The organism is Microbacterium sp. NPDC007973 (assembly GCF_042958465.1).
Lineage (GTDB): Bacteria > Actinomycetota > Actinomycetes > Actinomycetales > Microbacteriaceae > Microbacterium > Microbacterium galbum.
Window position 1 is genome coordinate 487,981 of the sequence record NZ_JBIBJJ010000001.1, and the last position, 22,637, is coordinate 510,617.

Here is a 22,637-nt window from a genome sequence, read left to right on the forward strand (position 1 = left end):
TTCATCCGCACTCGCCGAATCCGCACGACGGAGGGGACCCATGTCACTCGCACCCGAACCCGACCCGGAACGTGCCCGCTCATCGCGACCGCGCGGTGAGGAGTTCTTCGCCCGGCAGCGGACCTCGACCGATCAGCTCCCCGCACCCGAGGTCTTCGTGCGGAATATCGTCCGCGGCATCCTCGAGGTCCTCGCCGGGGTGCGCGAGGTCGAGCAGCTCGCGCGCTGGCTGTCGGAGGAGGTCTACCGCTCGCTCGTGACGCGCGCCAATCTCGCCACTCGCGCCCGCAGCGCCCGTCGCGTGCCCGCCCGTCGAGACGTCCACGAGATCCGCAGCGTCCACATCTCCTCCCCCGCGGACGGGGTCGTCGAGGCAACCGTCACCGCGTCCGCGCGCGTCCGCACGCGCGCCATCGCCGTGCGCCTGGAGGGAATGGACGGACGCTGGCGCGTGACGGCACTGGGCCTGCTCTGAGCACTGTCGCCGCGCGGCATCCGTCGCGACGACGACGCCTCCGCAGGGCCGCCGAACGCCCGCCCCCTTCGGGGCGCGCCGACGCTCGCCGTGGCTCGGAGCTCGCCGTCACGGCGCGGGGCCCACGCCGTGGCGCGGCCGGCCGCACATCGAGCACCTCCGGCGCACGGTGGCCGCCGAGGCCTGATGCCACCGGCGGGCGCGTCGGGATCCGTGCGCCTCGCAGTTGCCGCGGCCCTACGGGCGCCAGGACGCGAGGAAGTTGCCGAGCCGCTCGATCGCGTCGCTGATGACGCGGGCCTCGGGCAGGGTGACGATGCGCACGTGGTCGGTCGCGGGCCAGTTGAAGCCCGACCCCTGCACGAGCAGCACGTGCTCGGCCACCAGGAAGTCGCGCACGAACTTCGCGTCGTCCGGGATCTCGTACACCTCGGGGTCGAATCGCGGGAACGCGTAGAGCGCGCCGCGCGGCAGCACGCACGACACCCCGGGGATGGCCTCGAGGCCCTGCCAGGCGGCATCCCTCTGCTCGTGCAGACGACCGCTCGGGGCGATGAGCGCGTCGATGGACTGCACCCCCGACAGCGCCGCCTGCACGGCGAACTGCGCCGGCACGTTCGGGCAGAGCCGCGTGGATGCCAGCAGGTTGATGCCGTGCAGGAAACCCTGCGCGTGCTCCTTGGGACCCGTGATCGCGAGCCACCCCGAGCGGTAGCCCGCAACGCGATACGTCTTGGACAGGCCGTTGAAGGTGAGGACGAGGAGGTCGGGCGCCACCGTGGCCATCGGGATGTGGACGGCGTCGTCGAAGAGGATGCGGTCGTAGATCTCGTCCGCCAGCACGAGCAGCGAGTTCTCGCGGGCGATGTCGGCGATGCCCTCGAGGATCTCGCGCGAGTACACCGCACCGGTCGGGTTGTTCGGGTTGATGACGACGATCGCCTTGGTCCGCGGTGTGATCTTCGACCGGATGTCCTCCAGGTCGGGCTGCCACTCGCGCTGCTCGTCGCACAGGTAGTGCACGGGCGTACCGCCGCCGAGGCTCGTCATCGCCGTCCACAGCGGGTAGTCCGGCGCGGGGATGAGCACCTCGTCGCCCTCGTCGAGCAGGGCCTGCATCGTCATGGTGATGAGCTCGGACACGCCGTTGCCGAGGAACACGTGGTCGGGGTCGAGGTGCGGGAACCCGGGCTCCTGCTCGTAGCGCGACACGACGGCGCGGCGCGCCGACAGGATGCCGCGACTGTCGCTGTACCCGTGCGCGTTCGGAACCGACGCGATCATGTCGCGCACGATCTGATGCGGCGCCTCGAAGCCGAAGATCGCCGGGTTGCCGGTGTTGAGCTTGAGGATCGCGTGCCCGTCGGCCTCCAGTCGATCGGCCTCGACGAGGGCCTCCCCGCGGATCTCGTAGAGGACGTCTTTCAGCTTGGACGACTGGTCGAGAGGGCGAAGCGGGCTCATCGGTTCAGGATATCCCCGGGCCGATCCGGCCAATCGACACCGGGTGGACCGCATGCGGTCGTCCGCGCCGGTGGCGGAGATCGTTGCGCGGATCCCGCGGGCGAGGGGCCGTGACGACGGCGACCGCTGCGAAGCGGCGCCGAACGGGACCGCTGCGCGTGCGGGGGTGAACGACGGATGCCGTGCCCCGGCAGCGGGACACGGCATCCGTTCTTCGAGGGCCTTACTTCTTCTTCGCGGCACGACGATCGGCGCGGTTGCCGGGTGCGGCGTCCGCGGGAGCGTCGGTGCGCTGGCCGAAGGCGCCGCGCGCGCCTGCCGGAGCGGCCTCGGCGGCCGGAGCCGCCGGCTGGGTCTGGCGGAGGCGGTTGGTCGCCGCCTGCTGCACCTGGCCGCGGTCGTTGCGCACCTCGACCTCGCCGGCATCGTTGGCCGCGGAGTACTCCAGACGCTGCGTCTCGACCGGGGTGGGCGTCAGGCCCTTGGCCTCGACCTGCGCCGCGGGCTCGCCCTCGACGCTGCGCACCTCGACCTCGAGGTTGTACAGGAAGCCGACGGACTCCTCCTTGATCTGCCCCATCATCGACTGGAACATCTGGTAGCCCTCGCGCTGGTACTCGATGAGCGGGTCGCGCTGGGCCATGGCGCGCAGGCCGATGCCGTCTTTGAGGTAGTCCATCTCGTAGAGGTGCTCGCGCCAGCGACGGTCGAGCACCTGCAGCACCACGCGGCGCTCGAGCTCGCGCAGAGCCTGCTCACCCAGGGCCTTCTCGCGGTTGTCGTAGGCGATGCGCGCATCGGAGATGATCTCGCGCTTGAGCCCCTCGGGCGTGATGCGCCCCTTGTTGCCGCCGGCCTCGGCCACGACCTCGTCGATCGTGACGCTCACCGGATAGAGGGTCTTGAGCTCGGTCCACAGGGCGTCGAAGTCCCACGACTCGGTGTGACCCGATCCGGTGTGGTCGTCGATGACGGCCGTGATGGCGTCTTCGATGAAGTGCTGCACGCGGTCGGCGATGTCGTCGCCCTGGAGCATGTGACGGCGATCGGCGTAGATGGCCTCGCGCTGGCGGTTGAGCACGTCGTCGTACTTCAGCACGTTCTTGCGCATCTCGGCGTTGCGCGCCTCGACCTGCGACTGCGCGCTCTTGATCGCCCGCGACACCAGGCCCGACTCGATCGCGACGTCGTCGGGAAAATTGGTGCGTGCGAGGATCGCCTCGGCGGCGCCCGACTGGAACAGGCGCATGAGGTCGTCGGTGAGCGACAGGTAGAACCGGCTCTCGCCGGGGTCGCCCTGACGGCCGGAGCGACCGCGCAGCTGGTTGTCGATACGGCGGGACTCGTGCCGCTCGGTCCCGAGCACGTAGAGACCGCCGGCCTCGGTGACCTTCGCCGCCTCTTCGGCGACGGTGTCGCGCATCGTCGTGTAGACGCCGTCCCACTCCGCCTCGTAGGCCTCGGGCGTCTCGACCGGGTCGAGGTTCTTCGCCTTCATCTCCTGGACGGCGAGGAACTCGGCGTTGCCGCCGAGCATGATGTCGGTGCCGCGACCGGCCATGTTGGTGGCGACGGTGACGGCGCCGAGGCGACCGGCGCGGGCGACGATCTCGGCCTCACGGGCGTGGTTCTTGGCGTTCAGCACCTCGTGGCGGACGCCCTTCTTCGCCAGCAGGCGGGAGAGGTACTCACTCTTCTCGACGCTCGTGGTGCCGACCAGGACCGGCTGGCCCTTCTCGTGGCGCTCGACGATGTCTTCGACGACCTGGGCGAACTTCGCCGTCTCGTTCTTGTAGACGAGGTCGGGCTGATCCTTGCGGATCATCGGCTTGTTCGTCGGGATCGGGACGACGCCCAGCTTGTAGGTCGACATGAACTCGGCGGCCTCGGTCTCGGCGGTACCGGTCATGCCCGAGAGCTTGTCGTACAGGCGGAAGTAGTTCTGCAGCGTGACGGTGGCCAGCGTCTGGTTCTCGGCCTTGACCGGCACGCCCTCCTTCGCCTCGATCGCCTGGTGGATGCCCTCGTTGTACCGGCGACCGACGAGGATGCGGCCGGTGTGCTCGTCGACGATCATGACCTCGTCGTTCATGACGACGTAGTCGGTGTCGCGCTTGAAGAGGGCGATCGCCTTGATCGAGTTGTTGAGGAACGAGATGAGCGGGGTGTTCGCCGACTCGTACAGGTTGTCGATGCCGAGGTAGTCCTCGACCTTCTCGATGCCGGGCTCGAGCACGCCGATGGTGCGCTTCTTCTCGTCGACCTCGTAGTCGACACCGGCCTCGAGGGTGCGGGCGAGCTTGGCGAACTCGGCGAACCAGCGGTTGGCCTCACCCGATGCCGGACCCGAGATGATCAGCGGCGTGCGCGCTTCGTCGATGAGGATCGAGTCGACCTCGTCGACGATGGCGAAGAAGTGCCCCCGCTGCACGAGGTCTTCCTTGCGCCACGCCATGTTGTCGCGCAGGTAGTCGAAGCCGAACTCGTTGTTCGTGCCGTAGCTGATGTCGGCCTCGTACTGCTCGCGGCGCACCTCGGGGGTCTGGCCCGCCACGACGGTGCCCGTGGTCATACCGAGCGCGCGGTAGACGCGGCCCATGAGCTCGGACTGATAGCTGGCGAGGAAGTCGTTCACCGTGATGACGTGGACGCCCTTGCCCGCGATGGCGTTGAGATACGCCGGGAGGGCCGCGGTCAGGGTCTTGCCCTCACCGGTCTTCATCTCGGCGATGTTGCCCAGGTGCAGGGCAGCGCCGCCCATGATCTGCACGTCGTAGGGACGCTGTCCGAGCGTGCGCTTGGCCGCCTCGCGGACGGCGGCGAAGGCCTCGGGCATGAGCTGGTCGAGCGTCTCACCCGCGTCGTAGCGGGCACGCAGCTCGATGGTCTCGTTGCGCAGCTCGTCGTCGGTGAGCTGCTCGTAGTCCTCTTCGAGGGCGCCGGTCGCCTTCACGACGCCCTGCAGGCGGCGCAGGATGCGGCCTTCGCCGGCGCGCAGCAGTTTCTCGAGCGGATTTGCCACGAAGAATCTCCATCTGTCGGGTGCGGCGCCCGCGCGGACGCCGGCCTGCGAACAGGCATACGCCCCTCATGCTATCCGTGTTACCCGTTCGTGACCTGCGAGGAGGCCGCAATCCGGACGTCTCTCTGCGCGCCCGTAGCGAACACACGGCGACGGCCGGGAACCCGCCGCTTAGGATCGAGCCATGGCCGGTTTCTGGGGCAAGAGGAAGCGCGAAGAGCAGGACGCGGCGGATGCCGATCTGGCACGTCGAGCCGAGCTCGCGATCGTCGCGGCCGACGAACGGGTCCGGCTCACCTCCGACGAGCTCGACTTCGCCCGCGCGGAACTCGGCGACAAGGCCACGGAGGATCTCGCGGCGGCCCTCGACTCCGTCCGCACGCACCTCGCCGAGGCGTTCCAGCTGCACCAGCTGAACCACGACGAGATCCCCGACACCAAAGAAGAGCTGCGCACGCGCAACGCCCGCATCATCCAGCTCTCGGAGTGGGCCGAAGACCTTCTCGAGGAGCGCACGCAGGTCCTGCAGCCGAAGATCGACGCCGTGCGTCGCGCGCCCGAGACCCTGGCGCGCGTGCGCGCCGACCGCGACCGCCTCGCCGCACGGATCCCCGGCGCGCGGGAGGTCGTCGAGCGCCTGTCCCGCCGGTACAGCGAGTCCGCTCTCGCCCAGATCGGCGGCAACCCCGATGAGATCGAGCAGCTCCTCGACTTCGCGGTGCACACCGCGGGCGTCTCGGAGCGACGCCGTGAAGCCGGCCAGCGGGAGCAGGCCTCCGTCGCCCTCGAGGCCGCGACCGAGGCGGTCCGACGCGCGGAGTCGCTTCTGGATGCCGTCGACACGTTCGAGATCGAGGCGCTCCGCGCCGAGTCCACCCTCGCCGCCGTCGTCGACGACTCGCGCACCGACCTGGTCGAGGCACGCCAGGGCGCGCAGACGCCCGCGGTGACCGCGGCGATGGCGACCCTTCAGCAGGCGCTCACCGCCCTTCCTGCGTCGGGGACGCGCAGCGATCCCTTCGCCGCGCTGTCGTCGCTGCGCCAGGCCAACGCCGCCCTCGATCTCGCCCGTGAACGTGCCGCGCGTCCGGTGCCGTCGCAGGAGCAGGTGGAGCACGCGATCGACGACGCCGATCGTCAGCTGGCGGTCGCGCGGGGCCTCATCACCGGGCACCGGGGATGGATCGGCGCCGATGCGCGCACGCGCTTCGTCGAGGCGGAGCGCCTGCGCGCCGGCCTTCCGCTCGGGCCGATCGCGGAGGATCAGCGCGAGACGGCTCTCGCCACCGCACGACGCGCCGGGTCGCTGGCATCCGAGGCTCTCCAGATCGCCCAGCGCGACATCGAGCAGTCCCGCCCGAACGACTGGGGCGGGGACGGCTACGGGCGCGGCGGCGGCTACGGACGCGGAGGCGGCATGGGCGGCGGCAACATGGTCGGCGGCATGCTCGGCGGTCTCGTCATCGGCTCGCTGCTCGGCGACATCTTCGACGGCTGAGCTCTCACCCGTACGACGACGCCCCCGGCCATCCGGCCGGGGGCGTCGTTCATGTCTGCGTCAGGATGCCACGGAGACCATCGGCGACGCCTGCGTCGTCAGCTCGATCACGCCGTAGTCCCACCCCTTGCGGCGGTACACGACGCTCGGGTGGTCGGTGCGGGCGTCGATGAACAGGAAGAAGTCGTGGCCGACGAGCTCCATCCGGTCGACCGCCTCTTCGACCGTCATCCACTCGGCCTCGAACTCCTTCTGGCGGATGACGACGGGGCAATAGTCCTCTTCTTCGACGCTGTCGGTCTGCACCGCCACGGACCCGGTGGCCACGGCGCGCAGAACATCCACGGAGGCGGGCTCGACATCGATCCCGGAGAGTTCCCCGGTGCCCTTCTCGAACTTCGCACCGCGGGGGTGGTTGCGGGCGTCGACGCGCTTGTCCTTCGCGCGACGGACCTGCTCCGAGATCTTGTCGACCGCGAGGTCGAGAGCGGCGAACTTGTCGGCATCCGTGGCCTCGGCCCGCACGACGGGGCCCTTGCCGTCGAGGGTGAGCTCGACCGTATCGTCTTCCATTCGACCGTTGCGATAGGAGCGATGTGTGACCTTGACTTCGAGGGTGTTCGCCCGGGGAGCCAGGTGCTCGATGCGGCTGACCTTCTCTTCGACCACCGAGCGGAATCGATCGGTGATTCCGACTCCCACGCCGACGATGTTGGTGTCCATCCGTGACCTCCTTGTTCCGGGTTCCGCCCGGTCTAAGGGCGGAACGTCCGTCGCCTTCAGTCATCCCTACGCTAGTGCGGCGGCACCGGGCTGTCACGTGTCAATCACCTCTGGTTCACCTCCGAGACCCCCGCGTCGCGGCGTGTGCGCCAGCGTGACGGCGATGACCGTGGCAGCCCCCGCGTCGCGCAACGCCCTCGCCGCCTCGAGCAGGGTGGCTCCCGTCGTCACGACGTCGTCGACCACGACGACGGGCAATCCCGTGACAGCACGGGCGACGAATGCTCCCCCGACGTTGCGGCGACGCGCGTCGCGATCGAGACCGCGCTGATCGCGGGGGGCGCGCCGCAGACGCAGCACCCGCTGGTCGCGGTGCCCCGCTCGACGGAGGATGAGCTCGACCGGGCGATACCCCCGTCGGCGGAAAGCGGCACGCGTCGAGGGCACGGTGGTGATCACGGCCTCGGGCGGGATCGCGCCCAGGACGGCGCGCAGGGCGGGGGCGAGAGCGCTCGCGAGCGCGGTGCGGCCGTCCTCCTTCAGGCCCCGGATGATACGGGCGGCCGGTCCGGCGAAGACGAGGGCGCTCGTGACGGTCAGCTCCGGCGCGAGGACGCGACTCACCGGCTGCGGAACGAGGGCGCAGCGGCATCCCTCGCACAGCGCCGTATCGAGAGCGTCGCATCCCGCGCACGCGACGGGGAGCCAGAACGTCAGCGCGTCGCGCGCCACGTCGGCGAGGAGGGACCGGGGATCCATTCCTCGAGCCTGGAGGAGCCGATCGCCGTCCGGGGGCCCGATTCCCGCACGGTGGAGGGATCGCCGCCTGGGGAGGAGCGGATCACCTCACGAGGTGGTGCCCTGCTGCGCCGCCAGGACGCGGATGCCGGAGGCCACGAGCGTCCACGAACTGCCGCGCCGACTGTAGAGGCGTCCCTGGTCGTCCAGGACGCGCACGCTCGTACTGCCGGCGGCCAGCGTGCGGGCCCCGTCGGGGGCGGTCGCCTCGGTGCCGCGTCCGCCGACGTTGAGCTCGCGCAGACGGTCGACTCCGTCGACGTCGACCAGGACGCCCAGCGTCGTGTCGTCGAGCCATGCCAGGTCGAAGGCGCCCTGCTGGCTGAACGACAGCACGTGCGGCGGGCCGAGGTTGACCTCGGTGCCTTCGCGCTCGATACCGGCCACCCACACCTCGCGCACGCCCGACACCGTGACGACGGCCGCGATGCGCGTCCCGTCGCGGGAGACCTGCATCGACACGATCTCGGAGGCGTCGGGCCAGGCGTTGCCCACCTCCCGGGGGACCCCCTCGGCGGTGATCGCGCGCACCTGCGTGGGGGCGTTGGCAGGAACGCTCCAGATCTCGCCCTGGCCGTCGATGGAGGGGGCGATGAGCCCGGCCCGGTCGTCGAGCAGGAACGTGCGGCCGTCGCTCAGGGCGCTCGCGACCGTCCCCTGCTGCGTGCGGACGGCGGCGAGACTGCGGTCGGCCTCCAGCTCGACGGCGACGGGGTTCAACGACTCGACGGCATCGGAGAGGCCGTCGATCGGCTCCACCGCGTCTCCGGCGAGCGCGCCGAACACCCCGGCCGTGGTGAGCACGGCCGGCGACGGGTCCACGCGCGTGACGCGCACCGCGACCTCGGACGCGGCGATCGGCGTGCCCTCCACGGTCATCTGCACCTCGTTGATGCCCGCGGTGGCGAGACTGCGCACGAGCTGCGTCTGCATGCGGTCGAGCGTCGTGCGGTCGAGGCTGAGCGCCGCCCGCGGGAGCTGGACCTGCGCGATGCCGTCGGAGGACAGGGTCACGGATCGTCCCACCAGCGAGAGCTCGTCGGGGAAGGCGCTGCGCACGGCGCCGGCCAGCCACGCACTGGGCTGACCGTCGACGAGGGCGGTCGCGACCCGGCTCGCCACGAGGGGCCGCGGGAACCAGCGGACGTCGGGGACGATGAAACTGTAGGTCGGGTCGAAGTAGGCCACGGCTGCCGACTGGTAGACGGTCGGGAAGACCTCCTCGTACAGCACCACGCCGTCGGGCGCGGAGGTGATGCGCCACTGGTCGTCGACGCGCGCGAGGGTGTAGCTCAGGGTCTCCGCGGCGCCGGCGGCCGTCGGGGCGTACGCACCGTCGGCATCCACCGCCGCGACCGTGGTGAGGGCCACGGCGACCGACGTGCCGTCGGCGCTCGGAGTCGCGCGCCGATCGGCGAGGCGGTCGATCGTCACGCGCGAGCGGGGGTCCCACTGCGTGCCGGGCGCGAGGAAGAGCTTCGCGGTGGCCCAGTCGTCGGCGGGACCGGAACCCGCGCGCAGGAACCCCTCCACGATCTCGGCGGGGGTGGCGTCGTCCTGGGGACCGTCGGGCACGAAGGCGAACGCCTGCGTGTCGTCGACCTGCGGCCCGCGCCCCGGGTTGACGTATCCCGAGGTCGGCAATCCCGTGCACGCGGTGAGGGCGAGCACGAGCATCAGGGTCACCAGCGAGAGGGCGCGTCTCATGTCGTCCTCCGGACGCCGGGGCGGGTCGAGATCGGCTGCGTGAGCCCGAGCGCCTCGAGCGCTCCCCCCTGCTCGTCGTCGGGCACGAGCGGGAGGGGCGAACCGGTGACCGGTCTGCCGTCGCGCGGGAGCGTGAGCACGAAGTTCGACCCGCGCCCCGGCTCCGACCACACCGCGAGGGTCCCGCCGTGCAGGCGCGCGTCGCCGAGGGCGATCGACAGCCCCAGCCCCGTTCCGCCGATGGTCCGCACGCGCGAGGGGTCCGCGCGCCAGAAGCGGTCGAAGACGCGCTCGACGTCTTCGCTCTTCATGCCCAGACCGAAGTCGCGCACACCCAGGGCCACGGCATCCCGGTCGCTGTCGACCGAGACGACGATCGGCCGCCCCTCACCGTGCTCGATCGCGTTGCCGAGGAGGTTCCGCACGATGCGCCGCACCCGGCGCGCGTCCATGTCGACGGGCGTGTAGCCGCCGGGGGCGACCAGCCGCACGTCGGAGCCGTGCCCGTCGGCCAGCTGCTCCATCGACTCGATGACGTCTTCGGCGAGGTGCGCCAGGCTCGTCGCCTCGCGCTCCAACTGCACGGATCCGGCGTCGTAGCGGCTGATCTCGAGCAGGTCGGTCAGCAGCACCTCGAAGCGCTGCACCTGCGCGTGCAGCAGCTCCGCGGCCCGACCGGTCACGGGATCGAACTCCTCGCGCTGGTCGTTGATCATGTCGGCCGCGAGCTTGATCGTCGTCAGCGGGGTGCGGAGTTCGTGCGAGACGTCGGAGACGAACCGCTGCTGCACGAGTGAGAGGTCGGCGAGCTCCTTGATCTGCGACTCGATGCTGTCGGCCATCGCGTTGAACGAGCGGTTCAGCGTCGCCAGCTCGTCCTCGCCGCGGACGGGCAGGCGCACCCCCAGGTCGCCCGCGGCGAGCTTCGCGCTGGTCTCGGCGGCATCCGCGATGGGGGTCGTCACCGACCTCAGTACGAACCAGGCGATCGCGCCGATGAGCACCACGAGCACGAGGCCGACGACCCACAGCAGCACCTGCACGAAGGCGAGGGTCTGCGAGGCGCTCGTGAGGTCGTATCCCATGTACAGCTCGTAGGAGTCGACACCGTCCTCGGCGGGGAAGCGCAACTGGTGGCCGACCAGGATGCCGGGCACATCGCGCCCGTTGTCGGAGGGCAGGGATACGGACTGCCACCACTGCAGATCGGGACTCGACTGCACCTGCGTCCGCAGGGCCTCGGTCACGAGGTTCGACTCGAACGCGGGTGAGATGAACGGCTGGGGAGCGAGCGGCGACGGCGGGCCGATGCGGTAGAGCGCGATCAGATCGCTCGAGGACTGCTGCGACAGACGGGTGGCGATGCCGTTCATCAGCGTCTGCGCGGCGGCGGGGTCGGTGGAGTCGACCGCCGCGTCGAGGGTCGCCTGCGCGGCCGCCGTGGCGCGCTGCGCTTCGAGGAGCACCTGGTCCTTGCGCGCGGTGAAGAGCTCGTTCTGGATGACGAGGGCCATCGCGACGCAGGTGACGAGGATCGTGGCCGCGGTGAGGGTCACCGTGATGACGATCGTGCGGAACCGCAGGGAGCGCCGCCACAGCGTCGCGAGGCGGTCGCGGATGCCGCGCCAGTCGCGCCATCCGTCGATCCGCGGCGAGGAGACGGTGCGCACGGCGCCCGTCATGGAGACCTCAGGCCACCGCGCCGGCGCGGTAGCCCACGCCGCGCACGGTGGTCACGATCCGCGGGTTGTCGGGGTCGGCCTCGATCTTGGCGCGCAGACGCTGCACGTGCACGTTCACCAGTCGCGTGTCGGCCTTGTAGTGGTAGCCCCAGACCTGCTCCAGCAGCATCTCGCGCGAGAACACCTGCTGCGGCTTCTCGGCGAGCGCGACGAGCAGCTCGAACTCGAGCGGGGTCAGGGCGATCGGCGCGTCGCCACGGCGCACCTCGTGAGCGGCGACGTCGACGACGAGGTCGCCGATGCGCAGCGTCTCGTCGGCCGGAGCCTGGGCGGGCCGCAGGCGCGTGCGGATGCGCGCGACCAGCTCCTTCGGGTTGAACGGCTTGACGATGTAGTCGTCGGCCCCCGACTCGAGCCCCTTGACCACGTCGGCCGTGTCGGTGCGGGCGGTGAGCATGATGATCGGGATGCCGGACTCGGCGCGCACGCGCGTGCAGATCTCGATGCCGTCGACGCCGGGGAGCATGAGGTCGAGGAGGATGAGGTCGGGCCGCTCCGAGCGCCACGCGTCGACGGCCTGGGCACCGTCGGCGCAGAACACGGTGTCGAATCCCTCGGTGCGCAGCACGATGCCGATCATCTCGGCCAGCGCGGTGTCGTCGTCGACAACCAGGATCCGTGAAGTCATTCGGGTGTACGTCTTCCGTCTCGAACCCGCTCGGGGACGGGCATCAGGCCCGGGGTCGGGGCATGTCCCATCGAGAGTAGTCGACCTGCCTGCACGCCAGGCGTGCGTGTCGGAGGTCTGTGACACGATGAGGGCACCGCCATGTGACGAGGAGGGGCCCCACATGACCGCGTACCCGGCTTGGACTCCGGCATCACGCCCGGGGATCGTCCCGCTGCACCCGTACGGGTTCGGCACCATCCTGGGCCGCTCCTTCGTGGCGCTGCGCCACAACCCCAAGGTGCTGCTGGGCTTCGCCCTCATCGTGCAGGCCGCCGCGTACATCGTGCTCACCGCCGCCGTCGGCGGCGTCGCCATCGCGAGCTTCTCCCGTCTCGACACGGTGCCCATCGGCAGCGACGACTACGACGCGATCCTCGCCGGGTCCGCCGTGATCACGGCGGCGACCGCACTGGTCCTCGGTCTCGCGACCGGAGCGCTCAGCGTGATCGTCCAGGGCGTCGTGGTCTCGGAGGTCGCTCACGCTGTCGTCGCCGAGAAGCCGAGCCTGAAGGCCGTCTGGGCGCGCGTGAAGCCGGTCGTGTGGCGTCTCATCGGGTACAGCGCGCTCTATCTCGTCGCGACGATCGTGGTCATCGGCGTCCTGGCGGGCATCGTCACGCTCCTCGTGATCAGCGTGCTGTGGCTCGGGGTCGCGGTGGGCGTGCTGTTCGTGCTGGGGCTGATCGTCGTCTCCCTCTGGCTCACGCCCAAGCTCTTCCTCGTGCCGTCGGTGATCATCCTCGAGCGGGCGCCGATCCTCCGCGCGATCGCCCGATCGTGGCAACTCACGCGGGGCCGCTTCTGGTCGACACTCGGCGTCGTCGTCATCATCTCGGTGGCCTTCAGCATCGTCGCGCAGATCATCTCCGTGCCCTTCAGCCTCGTCGCGGGCATCGTCCCCGGCATCCTCGCCCCCACCGGAGAAGATGCCGTGGGCGCCCTCGTCGGGGTCATCGCCCTCCAGGTCGTCGGGCAGTTCGGCATCCTTCTCGTGCAGTGCATCGCATTGGTGGTGCAGTCCACCTCGGCCGTGCTCGTGTACGTCGACGCGCGCATGCGGGTGGAGGCGCTCGACCACGACCTGAGCACCTACGTCGAGCAGCGCGACGCCGGCGGAACCGACCTCGTCGACCCGTACCTGGTCGGCGTCGGTCGCATCGTCGAGCGCCCGGCTCCGACGCCCGTGGGCGCTCCCCCGGCCTTCGCGGGCTATCCCGCGCCGACGGGTTCGCCCGCATATGGTGCACCGCAGGCCTACGGGGCACCGCAGCCGTATGGGGCGGCGCAGGCCTACGGGGCACCGCAGGCGTACGGGGCGCCGCAGCCCTCCCGGGAGGCCTCGGCGGACCCGGCCCCGCCGGTTCCCCCGGTCCCGCCCGCGTCGGACGACGCCCCGCCTGCCCGCCGTGCCCCGGGCGCCGCGCCGGGAACCGCACCGACCACCTGGGCCGCGCCGGGATCGAGCGGCGACGCGTGAGCCCCGCCGCGCTCGCCGCCGCTTTCGAACCCCTGCTGCCCGACCCGGATCAGGCGCAGGAGTGGGCGGAGCGCGAGCTGGCCGACCCCTCCTACCAGGCGGCCGAGCCGAGCATCATCGATCGAGCGGCACAGGCGGTCGTCCGCTTCCTCGACGATCTGCTGCGCATTCCGAACACCGACGGGTGGGGACCGGCCGCACTCATCGTGCTCGCGGTGCTGCTCGTGGCGGCGATCGTGGTCGGCATCCTGATCTGGGGGCGACCGCGTCGGAGCGTGCGCGCGGCTCCGGCCGCTCGGGCCCTCTTCGACGACGACGACACCCGGTCGGCCGAGCAGTTGCGGGCAGAGGCCGAGGCGGCCGCAGGGCGCGGGGCCTGGGACGAGGCCGTCGTGCTGCGCTTCCGCGCCGTCGCACGGGGCCTGTCGGAGCGCGGGCTGGTGGACCCGCCACCCGGGGCCACGGTACGCGCGTTCGCCCGCGAGGCCGCGCGCGCCCTCCCCGCCCTCGCGGAGGGGCTCGAGACGGCCGCGACGACCTTCGACGACGTGCGCTATCTGCGGCGCCCGGGAACGGCGCAGAGCTACCGCCTCATCCTCGATCTCGACGACACCGCCGTGCGGACGCGTCCGACGCCGATGGGCGCCCCGTGAGCGCGGTGACGGCAGCCCGACCGCGCTCCCGCGGCCGCGCCGCCCTCGGGTGGATCGCTCTCGTGGTGGGGTTGCTGCTCGTGTCGCTCGTCGGCGGACTGTTCGTCTACGGCGGATACACGGAGCGCGCGCTGCTCGACCCCGACTCCGCCGGCCCCGACGGCACGCGAGCCGTGGTGCGGGTCATCGAGCAGCAGGGCGTGCGGGTGATCGTCGCGCGCGACCGCCCGGCCGCCGAACGCGCGCTGGCCGGAGCGGACGCGACGCTCGTGATGCGGGACGCACCGATGCTCTCCGACGACGCGCTGCGCGAGCTGTCGTCGCGCGCCCGGCACGTCGTGCTCGTCGAGCCGCGCTCCCGCGCCCTCGACGTGCTGATGAACGGGTCGTCGCTCGGAGGATTCGTCGATGACACGGCGGCCGCCGACTGCGCGGTGGCGGCGCCCGACAACGCCCGGACGGCGCGTGTCGGTGAACTCCTCGTCGCCGGCGACGGCGTCACCGGGTGCTTCCCCGTCGGGAGCGAGTTCGGGCTGCTGTCCCTCGAGGACGGGGGTCGCTCGGTGACCGCTCTCGACGGCCTCTCGACGCTCACCAACTCCACGCTCCCGCGCGAGGGCGACGCGGCCCTCGCCCTCGGTGTGCTGGGGAAGACCGACACCCTCGTCTGGTACGTGCCCGCGCCCGCCGACGCCGACCCCGGCGCCGCTCCCCCGACCCTCAGCGACCTGACGCCGCCATGGGTCACCCCCGCCATCGCGCTGCTGCTGCTGTCCGCTCTCACGGCCGCGATGTGGCGGGGTCGGCGCTTCGGCCCTCTCGTCACCGAGCGCCTGCCCGTGACGGTGCGCGCCACCGAGACCACGGAGGGCCGCGCGCGCCTCTACGCCACGGCGCGCGACGCCCCGCACGCTCTCGACGAGCTCCGCCGCGCGAGCCGCACGCGTCTCGTGCGTCTCCTGGGGCTCGCGGCACGGACCTCGCCGCCCGACGTCGCCGACGCCGTTGCCGAGCGCCTGGGAGCGGATCGCTCCCGCGTGCGCGGCATCCTGGTCGACGACGTGCCCCGCACCGACCGCGACCTCGTCGCCGCCGCCGACCGACTGCGCGACCTCGAAGAGAGCGTGCGCGTCGCCGTCCGAACCGAAGGGACACCCCGATGACCGAGAGCCCCGAGACCCCCGGCGCCGAGCCGGCCGCCGACGGCCGTGCGACCGGCACCGCCGACACGAGCCCCGCAGCCGGCTCCGTTCGCCCCGATCCGTCCGGCCCGTCCGACGACCACGCGACCCTCCGCGAGGCGATGCACCGCGTGCGCCTCGAGGTGGCCAAAGCGGTCGTCGGCCAGGACGGCACGGTGACCGGGCTGCTCATCGCCCTTCTCTCGCGCGGACACGTGCTGCTGGAGGGCGTGCCGGGCGTCGCCAAGACGCTGCTCGTGCGCTCGTTCAGCCGCGCCCTCGGTCTCGACACGCACCGCGTGCAGTTCACGCCCGACCTCATGCCGGGCGATGTGACCGGATCGCTGGTGTACGACGCCCGCGCGGGCGGATTCGAGTTCCGACCGGGTCCGGTGTTCACCCACGTGCTGCTCGCCGATGAGATCAACCGCACGCCCCCCAAGACGCAGGCCGCCCTGCTCGAGGCGATGGAGGAGCGGCAGGTGTCGAGCGACGGGGTGAGTCGCGCCCTGCCCGATCCCTTCCTGGTGGCCGCGACGCAGAACCCCATCGAGCACGAGGGCACCTACACGCTGCCCGAGGCGCAGCTCGACCGCTTCCTGCTCAAGCTCGTCGTCGATCTGCCCGGCCGCGACGCCGAGGTCGACGTCCTCCGCCGTCACGCGCAGGGGTTCGACCCGCGGCGCCTCGACGAGGCGGGGGTCACTCCTGCCGTCACGGCGGACGAGATCCTCGCCGCGCAGCGGGCGGCGGCATCCGTCGCCGTCGCCGACGACGTGCTCGGCTACGTCGTCGACCTTGCGCGGGCCACGCGGCAGAGCCCGTCCGTGCAGCTCGGGGTGAGCCCGCGCGCGACCACCGGCCTGCTCGCCGCCGCCAAGGCGTGGGCGTGGCTCGGCGGGTACCCCGCGATCACCCCCGACCACGTGCAGACGATGCTCGTCCCCGTGTGGCGCCACCGCATCCGTCTGCGTCCCGAGGCCGAGATCGAGGGCGTCTCGGTGGATGCCATCCTCACCTCCGTCCTGCAGCAGACCCGCGTCCCGATCTGATGTTCGTCACCGGCCGCCTCGCTCTCCTCGTCGCCCTCGGCGTCGTCCCCCTCGTGCTGCTCAGCACCGCGGGGGTGCCGGCCTGGATCGCGGCGGGCGGTTGGGTGCTGCTGTGCGCCCTCGCGATGGCCGCCGATGCGGCGGCGGCGGCCGATCCGCGCCGGGTCGAGGTCACGCGGACCCTGCCCGAGCGCGCCCTGCGCGACGAACCCGTCTCGGGAGAGCTGCGCGTGCGCAACCTCGGTACGCGCCTGCTGCGCGCGCACGTGCGCGACGCCTGGCAGCCGACGGCGGGCGCGCCCGAGGAGCGTCTGCGCCTCACCGTGCCGCCGGGCGAGAGACGGGCCGCGCCGCTGCCGCTGCTCCCCCGTCGGCGCGGCGAGCTGCGCAGCGCCTTCGTCGTGGTGCGCGCCCTCGGACCGCTTGGCCTGGCGGGTCGGCAGGCCCGGGTCGACGCCCCGGCCCGCCTCCGCGTGCTGCCGCCGTTCACATCGCGTCGCCACCTGCCCTCGCGCCTGGCCCGTCTGCGCGAACTCGACGGCAACACCACGCTGCAGGTCCGCGGGCAGGGCACCGAGTTCGACAGCCTGCGGGAGTACGTGCGCGGCGACGACGTACGCTCGATCGACTGGCGCGCGACCGCGCGCGCGGGCACGACCATGCTGCGCACCTGGCGCCCCGAGCGCGACCGCCACGTCGTCATCGTGATCGACACCGGCCGTACCGCCGCCGCGCGCGTCGGTGACGGGGTGCGGCTGGACGCGGCCATGGAAGCCGCCCTCCTGCTGTCGGTCCTGGCCAGTCGCGCCGGCGACCACGTGCACCTCGTGATGTTCGACCGCGTGCCCCGCGCCCGCGTGACCCGCGTCGACGGCGCGCAGCTGCTCCCCGCCCTCGTGGATGCCATGACCCCGGTCGACCCGCAGTTGATCGACACCGACTGGGACGCCGTCTTCGCCCACGTGCGCGGCCTGTCGGTGCGCCCGGCCCTCGTGGTGCTGCTGACCGCCGCCGACGACCCCGAGGCCGCCCGCGCTTTCCTCGCGTCGCTGCCCGCGGTCGCCGCACGGTCGCGCCTGCTGGTGGCGACCGCGACCGACGGCCCCGGCGACGTGCCCGCCCACCGCGACGCGGCCGACGTGTATGCCGCCGCTGCGATCGAGCGCGCGCGCCACGACGCGGACCGCGTGCGCGACGCCGTCGTCCGCGCGGGCGGCGACGCGGTGGCGGCCTCCGCCGACGACCTGCCGCCGCTCGTGGCCGACCGCTACCTCGCCCTGAAGGCGGCGGGGCGGCTGTAGCACACCCAGCCCGCATGCAGCCCGCGACATACGACGCGGCTTATCCTGGGGGGTACCCTTCCGGTCGTCAGCGTGTCCCCTCCGCGCGCGGCCTCGCCGTCTACGCACAGGATGCGGGAGCTCTCTTGCCAGGTAACGCCACCACGCACTTCGACGATGTGGCCCTCGTGTCGGTGGCGAGCGTCTTGCCCAGCCGCGTCACGACGTCGGATGACATCGAGGAGCGTCTGGCTCCCGCGCTGAAGCGACTCAAGCTCAAGCCGGGTCTTCTGCGCCGCGTCGCGGGCGTCAACGAGCGCCGCAACTGGGCGGAGGGCGAGTCGTCGGATGAGGCGACGATCGCCGCCGGCAAGCAGGCCCTCGCCGAGGCCGGGGTCGACGCGAGCGAGATCGGCCTCATCATCAACACGTCGGTCACCCGCAAGCACCTCGAGCCCTCCGTCGCCGTGCGACTGCACCACGGCCTCGGCCTGCCGAGCTCGGCCATCAACTTCGATGTCGCCAACGCGTGCCTCGGCTTCATCAACGGTATGAGTCTCGCAGCCGGCATGATCCAGTCGGGGCAGGTGAAGTACGCCCTCATCGTCAACGGCGAGGATGCCGACGAGATCCAGGTCAACACCATCAACCGGCTCGTGCGCGAAGATCTCGACCGCGACGCCTTCATGCAGGAGTTCGCCTCGCTCACCCTGGGGTCGGGCGCCGCCGCGGCCGTCCTGGGACGCGCGAGCGACCACCCCGAGGGACACCGCATCGTGGGCGGCGTCACGCGTGCCGCGACGCAGTTCTACGACCTGTGCGTGGGCAGCGTCGACGGCATGTTCACCGACGCCAAGGCGCTGCTGAAGGGCGGACTCGACCTCGTCGTCTCGGCCTGGAAAGAAGCGAAGGGCGAATTCGACTGGACCGGCATGGACCGCTACGTCACCCACCAGGTCTCGTCGGTGCACACCGGTGCGATCGTTCGCGCCGCGAAGCTCGACCGCGACCGGGTCCCGGTCACGTACCCCGAGCTGGGCAATGTGGGCCCGGCATCCATCCCCATCACCCTCGCCGCCGAGCAGAAGACGCTGCGGCGAGGTGATCGCGTGCTGCTGATGGGAGTGGGCTCCGGCTTGAACACCGGCATGCTGGAGCTGGCCTGGTGAGCCACCCCCGCGTGACCGGACCGCAGGCCACCCTCCCCCCGGCCGGGCTCCCCGGCCTCGACCCGTCTCTGTCGCGGCTCGTCAGCGTCGAGGGCGTCCTCGACGACCGCGGAGCGTCGCGCCTCTGGCACGTGCTCGACACCGGGGGCACCCTCGCCGAGCACGGCGTCGAGCCGCTCGGCACGATCATCGCCGTGCACGGCAATCCGACGTGGTCCTACCTGTGGCGCGCGCTCGTGACCGCCTCGCTCGACCGCGCGCTCGAGGGCCGCGCCGCGTGGCGCGTCGTCGCCGTGGACCAGCTCGAGATGGGTTTCTCGGAGCGCTCCTCGCTGCGCCGCACACTCGCTCAGCGCATCGCCGATCTCGACGCGCTCGTCTCCGAGCTCGGCATCCGCGGTCCGGTCGTCACCATCGGACACGACTGGGGCGGGCCCGTCTCCCTCGGCTGGGCCGTCGAGAACCGCGAGCGTGTCGCCGCGGTCATCGCGCTGAACACCGCCGTGCACCACCCCGACGGCGCCGAGCTGCCCTTCGCGCTGCGCGTCGCGACCGCTCGCGGCATGCTCGCGGCGGGCACGACCGGCACGACGGCGTTCCTCGACGTCACCCTCGCCCTCGCCGACCTCGACCCCGCCGTGCGCGCCGCTTTCCGCGCGCCGTACGCGACCGTGGCACGGCGTCGGGGCATCGGCGGATTCGTCGCCGACATCCCGGCGACGCCGGACCACGTCAGCACCCCCGCCCTGCATCGCATGTCGGCGGGGCTGCGCGAACTCGAGGTGCCCGCGCTGCTCCTGCGCGGTCCGAAAGACCCCGTGTTCGGCGAGGACCACCTCGACGACCTCACCGAGCGTCTCCCCCACGCCGACGTGCACCGCTTCGAGGGCGCGGGCCACCTGATCGCCGAGGAGCGCCCCTACGCCGACGTGGTGCTCGATTGGCTCGACGAGAAGATCGTGGATGCCGCAACGGTACCCGCGCGCTCGCGTCGCTCGTCCCCGACGAAGCGCGCCGGCACCGGCACCGACACGGGCACTGCCCCCGCCGGTCGCCTCTGGGACGCCCTCGACGCCCGCCGCGATGACGACGACACCGCCGTGATCGACATGACCACGGCCTCGGGCGACGGCGGACCGCTGCGGGTGAGCTGGCGACAGCTCGCCGCGCGGGTCGACGAGATCGCCGCGGGGCTCGACGCGTTCGGCGTCCGCGCCGGCGACCGCGTCTCGCTGCTCGTGCAGCCCGGCCCGACGCTCACGGCCGCGCTGTACGCGTGCCTGCGCATCGGCGCCGTGGTCGTCGTCGCCGACCGGGGTCTCGGCATCCGGGGTCTGTCGCGCGCGGTGCGCGGTGCCGTCCCCGATGTGGTGATTGGCGAGGTCGCGGGGCTCGCCGCGGCGCGCGCCCTGGGGTGGCCCGGGCGCCGCATCTCGTCAACGTCCCTGCCCGCCGCGACCTCGCGCGCACTGGGGGTCGAGGCCAGCCTGTCGGATCTCGCGCGCGCCGGTCGGGGGCGGACGCTGCCGAAGCCGCCCGCAGCCGACGCCGAGGCGGCGGTGCTCTTCACCTCGGGCTCGACCGGTCCCGCCAAGGGCGTCGTGTACACGCACGCGCAGTTGACAGCCTTGCGCGACACCCTCGCCACGCACTTCGCGGTGTCGGCCGACACGGGGCTCGTGACCGGCTTCGCGCCCTTCGCGCTGCTGGGCCCGGCGCTCGGCACCCGCTCGGCGACGCCCGACATGGACGTCTCGGCTCCGCGCACCCTCACCGCCGCCGCGGTCGCGGCCGCCGTGCGCGCCTCCGATGCGAAGATCGTCTTCCTCTCCCCCGCCGCCGTCGCCAACGTCGTGGCCACCGCCGACCGTCTGACGGATGCCGATCGCTCGGCGCTGGCGCGTGTGCAGACGTTTCTCTCGACCGGCGCGCCCGTGGGCGTCGACCTGCTGCGGCGGGCTCAGGCGCTCATGCCGAACGCGGTCGCGCACACGCCCTACGGCATGACGGAATGCCTGCTGGTGGCCGACGTCACCCTGCCCGAGATCGAGGCCGCTGCGGGAGACCGCGGGGTGTGCGTCGGTCGTCCCCTCGGGACGGGCGAGGTGCGCATCTCGCCCCTCGACGACCGGGGCCGCGCGGCCGATGAGACGACGACGGATGCCGGGGTCACCGGCGAGATCGTCATCTCGGCGCCGCATCTCAAGCGCGGCTACTTCCGCCTGCACCTGACCGACCGCGACGCCCGGCGCGGCCTCCCCGCCCGCTGGCATCGCACCGGCGACGTCGGTCACCTCGACGCCGAGGGGCGCCTGTGGGTCGAGGGGCGCCTCCCCCACGTCATCACCACCGCGGAGGGGCCCGTCACCCCGGTCGGCGTCGAGCAGGACGTCGAGACCGTCTCCGCCGTCGTCCGCGCCGCCGCGGTCGGCGTGGGCCCCGTCGGTCGACAGGTCGTCGTCGCCGTCGTCGAGTCCGGCGTCCGGCATCCGGGCCTGGCATCCCTCGAGCTCACCGGCGCCGTCCGCGCGGCCACCGCGCAGTCGCTGGCCGCCGTGCTGGCCGTGCCGAGCCTGCCGACCGATATCCGCCACAACTCCAAGATCGACCGCTCCCGCGTGGCCGCGTGGGCCGAGCGGGTGCTCGCGGGCGAGAAAGCGTCGGCGCTGTGAGGGTCCTCGCCACCGGTGCCTCCGGCTTCCTCGGCCGCGCCGTCGTCCGCGCCCTCCAGCACGACGGTCACGACGTGCGCACGCTGCAGCGCCGCCCCTCGGGCGTCGACGGCGCCGACGATCGTCTCGGTTCGGTGACGGATGCCGATGCCGTGGCATCCGCTCTCGACGGCGTCGACGGGATCGTGCACCTCGCCGCGAAGGTCTCCCTCGCGGGGGACCCGGCGCAGTTCCGCGCCGTGAACGTGGAGGGGACGCGCACGCTCCTCGACGCCGCTGCCGCCGCGGGCGTCTCGCGCATCGTGCACGTGTCGTCGCCCTCGGTCGCGCACGCCGGACACGCCCTCGCGGGCGTCGGCGCCGAGCCCGCCGACCCGGATGCCGCGCACGGCGAGTACGCCCGCACCAAGGCCGAGGCCGAACTGCTCGCGCTTTCGCGCGCCGGCGACGGCACCGCGCTCGTCGCGATCCGACCGCACCTGGTGTGGGGGCCGGGTGACACCCAGCTCATCGCGCGCGTGGTCGACCGCGCTCGTCGCGGCACGCTGCCGCTGCTGGACGGCGGCACGGCGCTCATCGACTCCACGTACGTCGACAACGCGGCATCCGGCATCGTCGCCGCCCTCGACCGCGTCGAGGACGTCAGCGGGCGCGCCTTCGTGCTGACCAACGGCGAGCCGCGGCCCGTGGGCGACCTGCTCGCCGGGATCTGCCGCGCGTCGGGTGTGACGCCGCCGCGATTCAGCGTGCCCTCGGGGCTCGCCAAGGCCGCCGGGTCGCTCATCGAGCGCGTGTGGGCCGTGCGCCCGGGGCAGGACGAACCGCCCATGACGCGTTTCCTCGCGGAGCAGCTGTCGACCGCGCACTGGTTCGATCAGACCGAGATCCGCCGCGACCTGCGCTGGCGTCCCTCGGTCTCGATCGACGAGGGCCTGCGCCGCCTGTCGCGCGCCTGAGTCGGCGGCATCCGCCCCACCTCCGGCCTCCGCCCCACCTCCGGCATCCGCCACACCTCCGGCAGCGCGCGTCTCCGGCAGCGCGTCTGTCCTACGGC

The 22,637-nt window shown here is 72.3% G+C and carries 17 protein-coding genes; 10 read left to right on the plus strand and 7 right to left on the minus strand.

Features of this window, described 5'->3' with window-relative positions; genetic code table 11:
* Positions 1-40 precede the first annotated feature (40 nt).
* A complete protein-coding gene (locus tag ACFZA2_RS02585) occupies positions 41-475 on the plus strand; it encodes an Rv3235 family protein (protein WP_315993298.1) in 435 nt (144 codons plus the stop codon).
* Positions 476-712: 237 nt separating this feature from the next.
* Here ACFZA2_RS02585 and ACFZA2_RS02590 read toward each other — a convergent pair whose 3' ends face one another.
* Positions 713-1,939, minus strand: coding sequence for a pyridoxal phosphate-dependent aminotransferase (locus ACFZA2_RS02590; protein ID WP_391400199.1), 1,227 nt, complete (start codon positions 1,937-1,939; stop codon positions 713-715).
* 223 nt (positions 1,940-2,162) lie between these two features.
* Positions 2,163-4,961: a preprotein translocase subunit SecA gene (gene secA / locus ACFZA2_RS02595; protein ID WP_391400202.1), complete on the minus strand. Its 2,799-nt coding sequence runs from the start codon at positions 4,959-4,961 to the stop codon at positions 2,163-2,165.
* Positions 4,962-5,145: 184 nt separating this feature from the next.
* Here secA and ACFZA2_RS02600 point away from each other — a divergent pair, with 184 nt between their 5' ends.
* Entirely contained in the window at positions 5,146-6,459 is a 1,314-nt protein-coding gene (locus ACFZA2_RS02600; RefSeq protein WP_315993301.1) for a hypothetical protein, read from the plus strand.
* Positions 6,460-6,519: 60 nt separating this feature from the next.
* Here ACFZA2_RS02600 and hpf read toward each other — a convergent pair whose 3' ends face one another.
* From hpf to mtrA, 5 genes are all read right to left on the minus strand, one after another.
* Positions 6,520-7,182 carry a ribosome hibernation-promoting factor, HPF/YfiA family gene (gene hpf / locus ACFZA2_RS02605; protein ID WP_391400206.1) on the minus strand — a complete coding sequence of 221 codons (663 nt, stop codon included), beginning with the start codon at positions 7,180-7,182 and terminating at the stop codon, positions 6,520-6,522.
* Positions 7,183-7,275: 93 nt separating this feature from the next.
* Positions 7,276-7,941 carry a ComF family protein gene (locus ACFZA2_RS02610; RefSeq protein ID WP_391400209.1) on the minus strand — a complete coding sequence of 222 codons (666 nt, stop codon included), beginning with the start codon at positions 7,939-7,941 and terminating at the stop codon, positions 7,276-7,278.
* An 87-nt stretch (positions 7,942-8,028) separates the two neighbouring features.
* On the minus strand, positions 8,029-9,687 hold the full coding sequence (locus tag ACFZA2_RS02615; RefSeq protein ID WP_391400212.1) for an LpqB family beta-propeller domain-containing protein: 1,659 nt from the start codon (positions 9,685-9,687) through the stop codon (positions 8,029-8,031).
* The gene (mtrB, locus tag ACFZA2_RS02620) at positions 9,684-11,369 is read right to left on the minus strand and encodes an MtrAB system histidine kinase MtrB (RefSeq protein WP_315993305.1); all 1,686 of its coding nucleotides are present in this window, start codon (positions 11,367-11,369) and stop codon (positions 9,684-9,686) included. The genes ACFZA2_RS02615 and mtrB overlap by 4 nt, the downstream gene beginning before the upstream one ends.
* A gap of 7 nt (positions 11,370-11,376) precedes the next feature.
* The gene (gene mtrA, locus ACFZA2_RS02625) at positions 11,377-12,057 is read right to left on the minus strand and encodes an MtrAB system response regulator MtrA (RefSeq protein ID WP_315993306.1); all 681 of its coding nucleotides are present in this window, start codon (positions 12,055-12,057) and stop codon (positions 11,377-11,379) included.
* Positions 12,058-12,220: 163 nt separating this feature from the next.
* Here mtrA and ACFZA2_RS02630 point away from each other — a divergent pair, with 163 nt between their 5' ends.
* The 8 genes from ACFZA2_RS02630 to ACFZA2_RS02665 all read left to right on the plus strand — a co-directional run bounded on the left by ACFZA2_RS02630 (position 12,221) and on the right by ACFZA2_RS02665 (position 22,539).
* Entirely contained in the window at positions 12,221-13,576 is a 1,356-nt protein-coding gene (locus ACFZA2_RS02630) for a glycerophosphoryl diester phosphodiesterase membrane domain-containing protein (RefSeq protein WP_391400217.1), read from the plus strand.
* The gene (locus tag ACFZA2_RS02635) at positions 13,573-14,229 is read left to right on the plus strand and encodes a DUF4129 domain-containing protein (protein WP_391400220.1); all 657 of its coding nucleotides are present in this window, start codon (positions 13,573-13,575) and stop codon (positions 14,227-14,229) included. The genes ACFZA2_RS02630 and ACFZA2_RS02635 overlap by 4 nt, the downstream gene beginning before the upstream one ends.
* Complete coding sequence (locus ACFZA2_RS02640; protein ID WP_391400223.1) at positions 14,226-15,392, plus strand: DUF4350 domain-containing protein; 1,167 nt, start codon at positions 14,226-14,228, stop codon at positions 15,390-15,392. The genes ACFZA2_RS02635 and ACFZA2_RS02640 overlap by 4 nt, the downstream gene beginning before the upstream one ends.
* A gap of 140 nt (positions 15,393-15,532) precedes the next feature.
* A complete protein-coding gene (locus tag ACFZA2_RS02645) occupies positions 15,533-16,462 on the plus strand; it encodes an AAA family ATPase (protein ID WP_391401498.1) in 930 nt (309 codons plus the stop codon).
* Entirely contained in the window at positions 16,462-17,763 is a 1,302-nt protein-coding gene (locus tag ACFZA2_RS02650; protein ID WP_363393024.1) for a DUF58 domain-containing protein, read from the plus strand. Before ACFZA2_RS02645 ends, ACFZA2_RS02650 begins: the two co-directional genes overlap by 1 nt.
* Before the next feature lie 125 nt (positions 17,764-17,888).
* On the plus strand, positions 17,889-18,911 hold the full coding sequence (locus tag ACFZA2_RS02655) for a 3-oxoacyl-ACP synthase III (protein ID WP_298874550.1): 1,023 nt from the start codon (positions 17,889-17,891) through the stop codon (positions 18,909-18,911).
* Positions 18,908-21,583, plus strand: coding sequence for an alpha/beta fold hydrolase (locus tag ACFZA2_RS02660; RefSeq protein WP_391400227.1), 2,676 nt, complete (start codon positions 18,908-18,910; stop codon positions 21,581-21,583). The genes ACFZA2_RS02655 and ACFZA2_RS02660 overlap by 4 nt, the downstream gene beginning before the upstream one ends.
* Positions 21,580-22,539, plus strand: coding sequence for an NAD-dependent epimerase/dehydratase family protein (locus ACFZA2_RS02665; protein WP_391400230.1), 960 nt, complete (start codon positions 21,580-21,582; stop codon positions 22,537-22,539). The genes ACFZA2_RS02660 and ACFZA2_RS02665 overlap by 4 nt, the downstream gene beginning before the upstream one ends.
* The last annotated feature ends 98 nt before the right edge of the window (positions 22,540-22,637 follow it).

Coding starts and splice junctions, on each gene's coding strand:
- ACFZA2_RS02585 (WP_315993298.1), top strand. CDS start 41: ATGTCACTCGCACCCGAACCCGACCCGGAACGTGCCCGCTCATCGCGA.
- ACFZA2_RS02590 (WP_391400199.1), bottom strand. CDS start 1,939: ATGAGCCCGCTTCGCCCTCTCGACCAGTCGTCCAAGCTGAAAGACGTC.
- ACFZA2_RS02600 (WP_315993301.1), top strand. CDS start 5,146: ATGGCCGGTTTCTGGGGCAAGAGGAAGCGCGAAGAGCAGGACGCGGCG.
- hpf (WP_391400206.1), bottom strand. CDS start 7,182: ATGGACACCAACATCGTCGGCGTGGGAGTCGGAATCACCGATCGATTC.
- ACFZA2_RS02610 (WP_391400209.1), bottom strand. CDS start 7,941: ATGGATCCCCGGTCCCTCCTCGCCGACGTGGCGCGCGACGCGCTGACG.
- ACFZA2_RS02615 (WP_391400212.1), bottom strand. CDS start 9,687: ATGAGACGCGCCCTCTCGCTGGTGACCCTGATGCTCGTGCTCGCCCTC.
- mtrB (WP_315993305.1), bottom strand. CDS start 11,369: ATGACGGGCGCCGTGCGCACCGTCTCCTCGCCGCGGATCGACGGATGG.
- mtrA (WP_315993306.1), bottom strand. CDS start 12,057: ATGACTTCACGGATCCTGGTTGTCGACGACGACACCGCGCTGGCCGAG.
- ACFZA2_RS02630 (WP_391400217.1), top strand. CDS start 12,221: ATGACCGCGTACCCGGCTTGGACTCCGGCATCACGCCCGGGGATCGTC.
- ACFZA2_RS02645 (WP_391401498.1), top strand. CDS start 15,533: ATGCACCGCGTGCGCCTCGAGGTGGCCAAAGCGGTCGTCGGCCAGGAC.
- ACFZA2_RS02650 (WP_363393024.1), top strand. CDS start 16,462: ATGTTCGTCACCGGCCGCCTCGCTCTCCTCGTCGCCCTCGGCGTCGTC.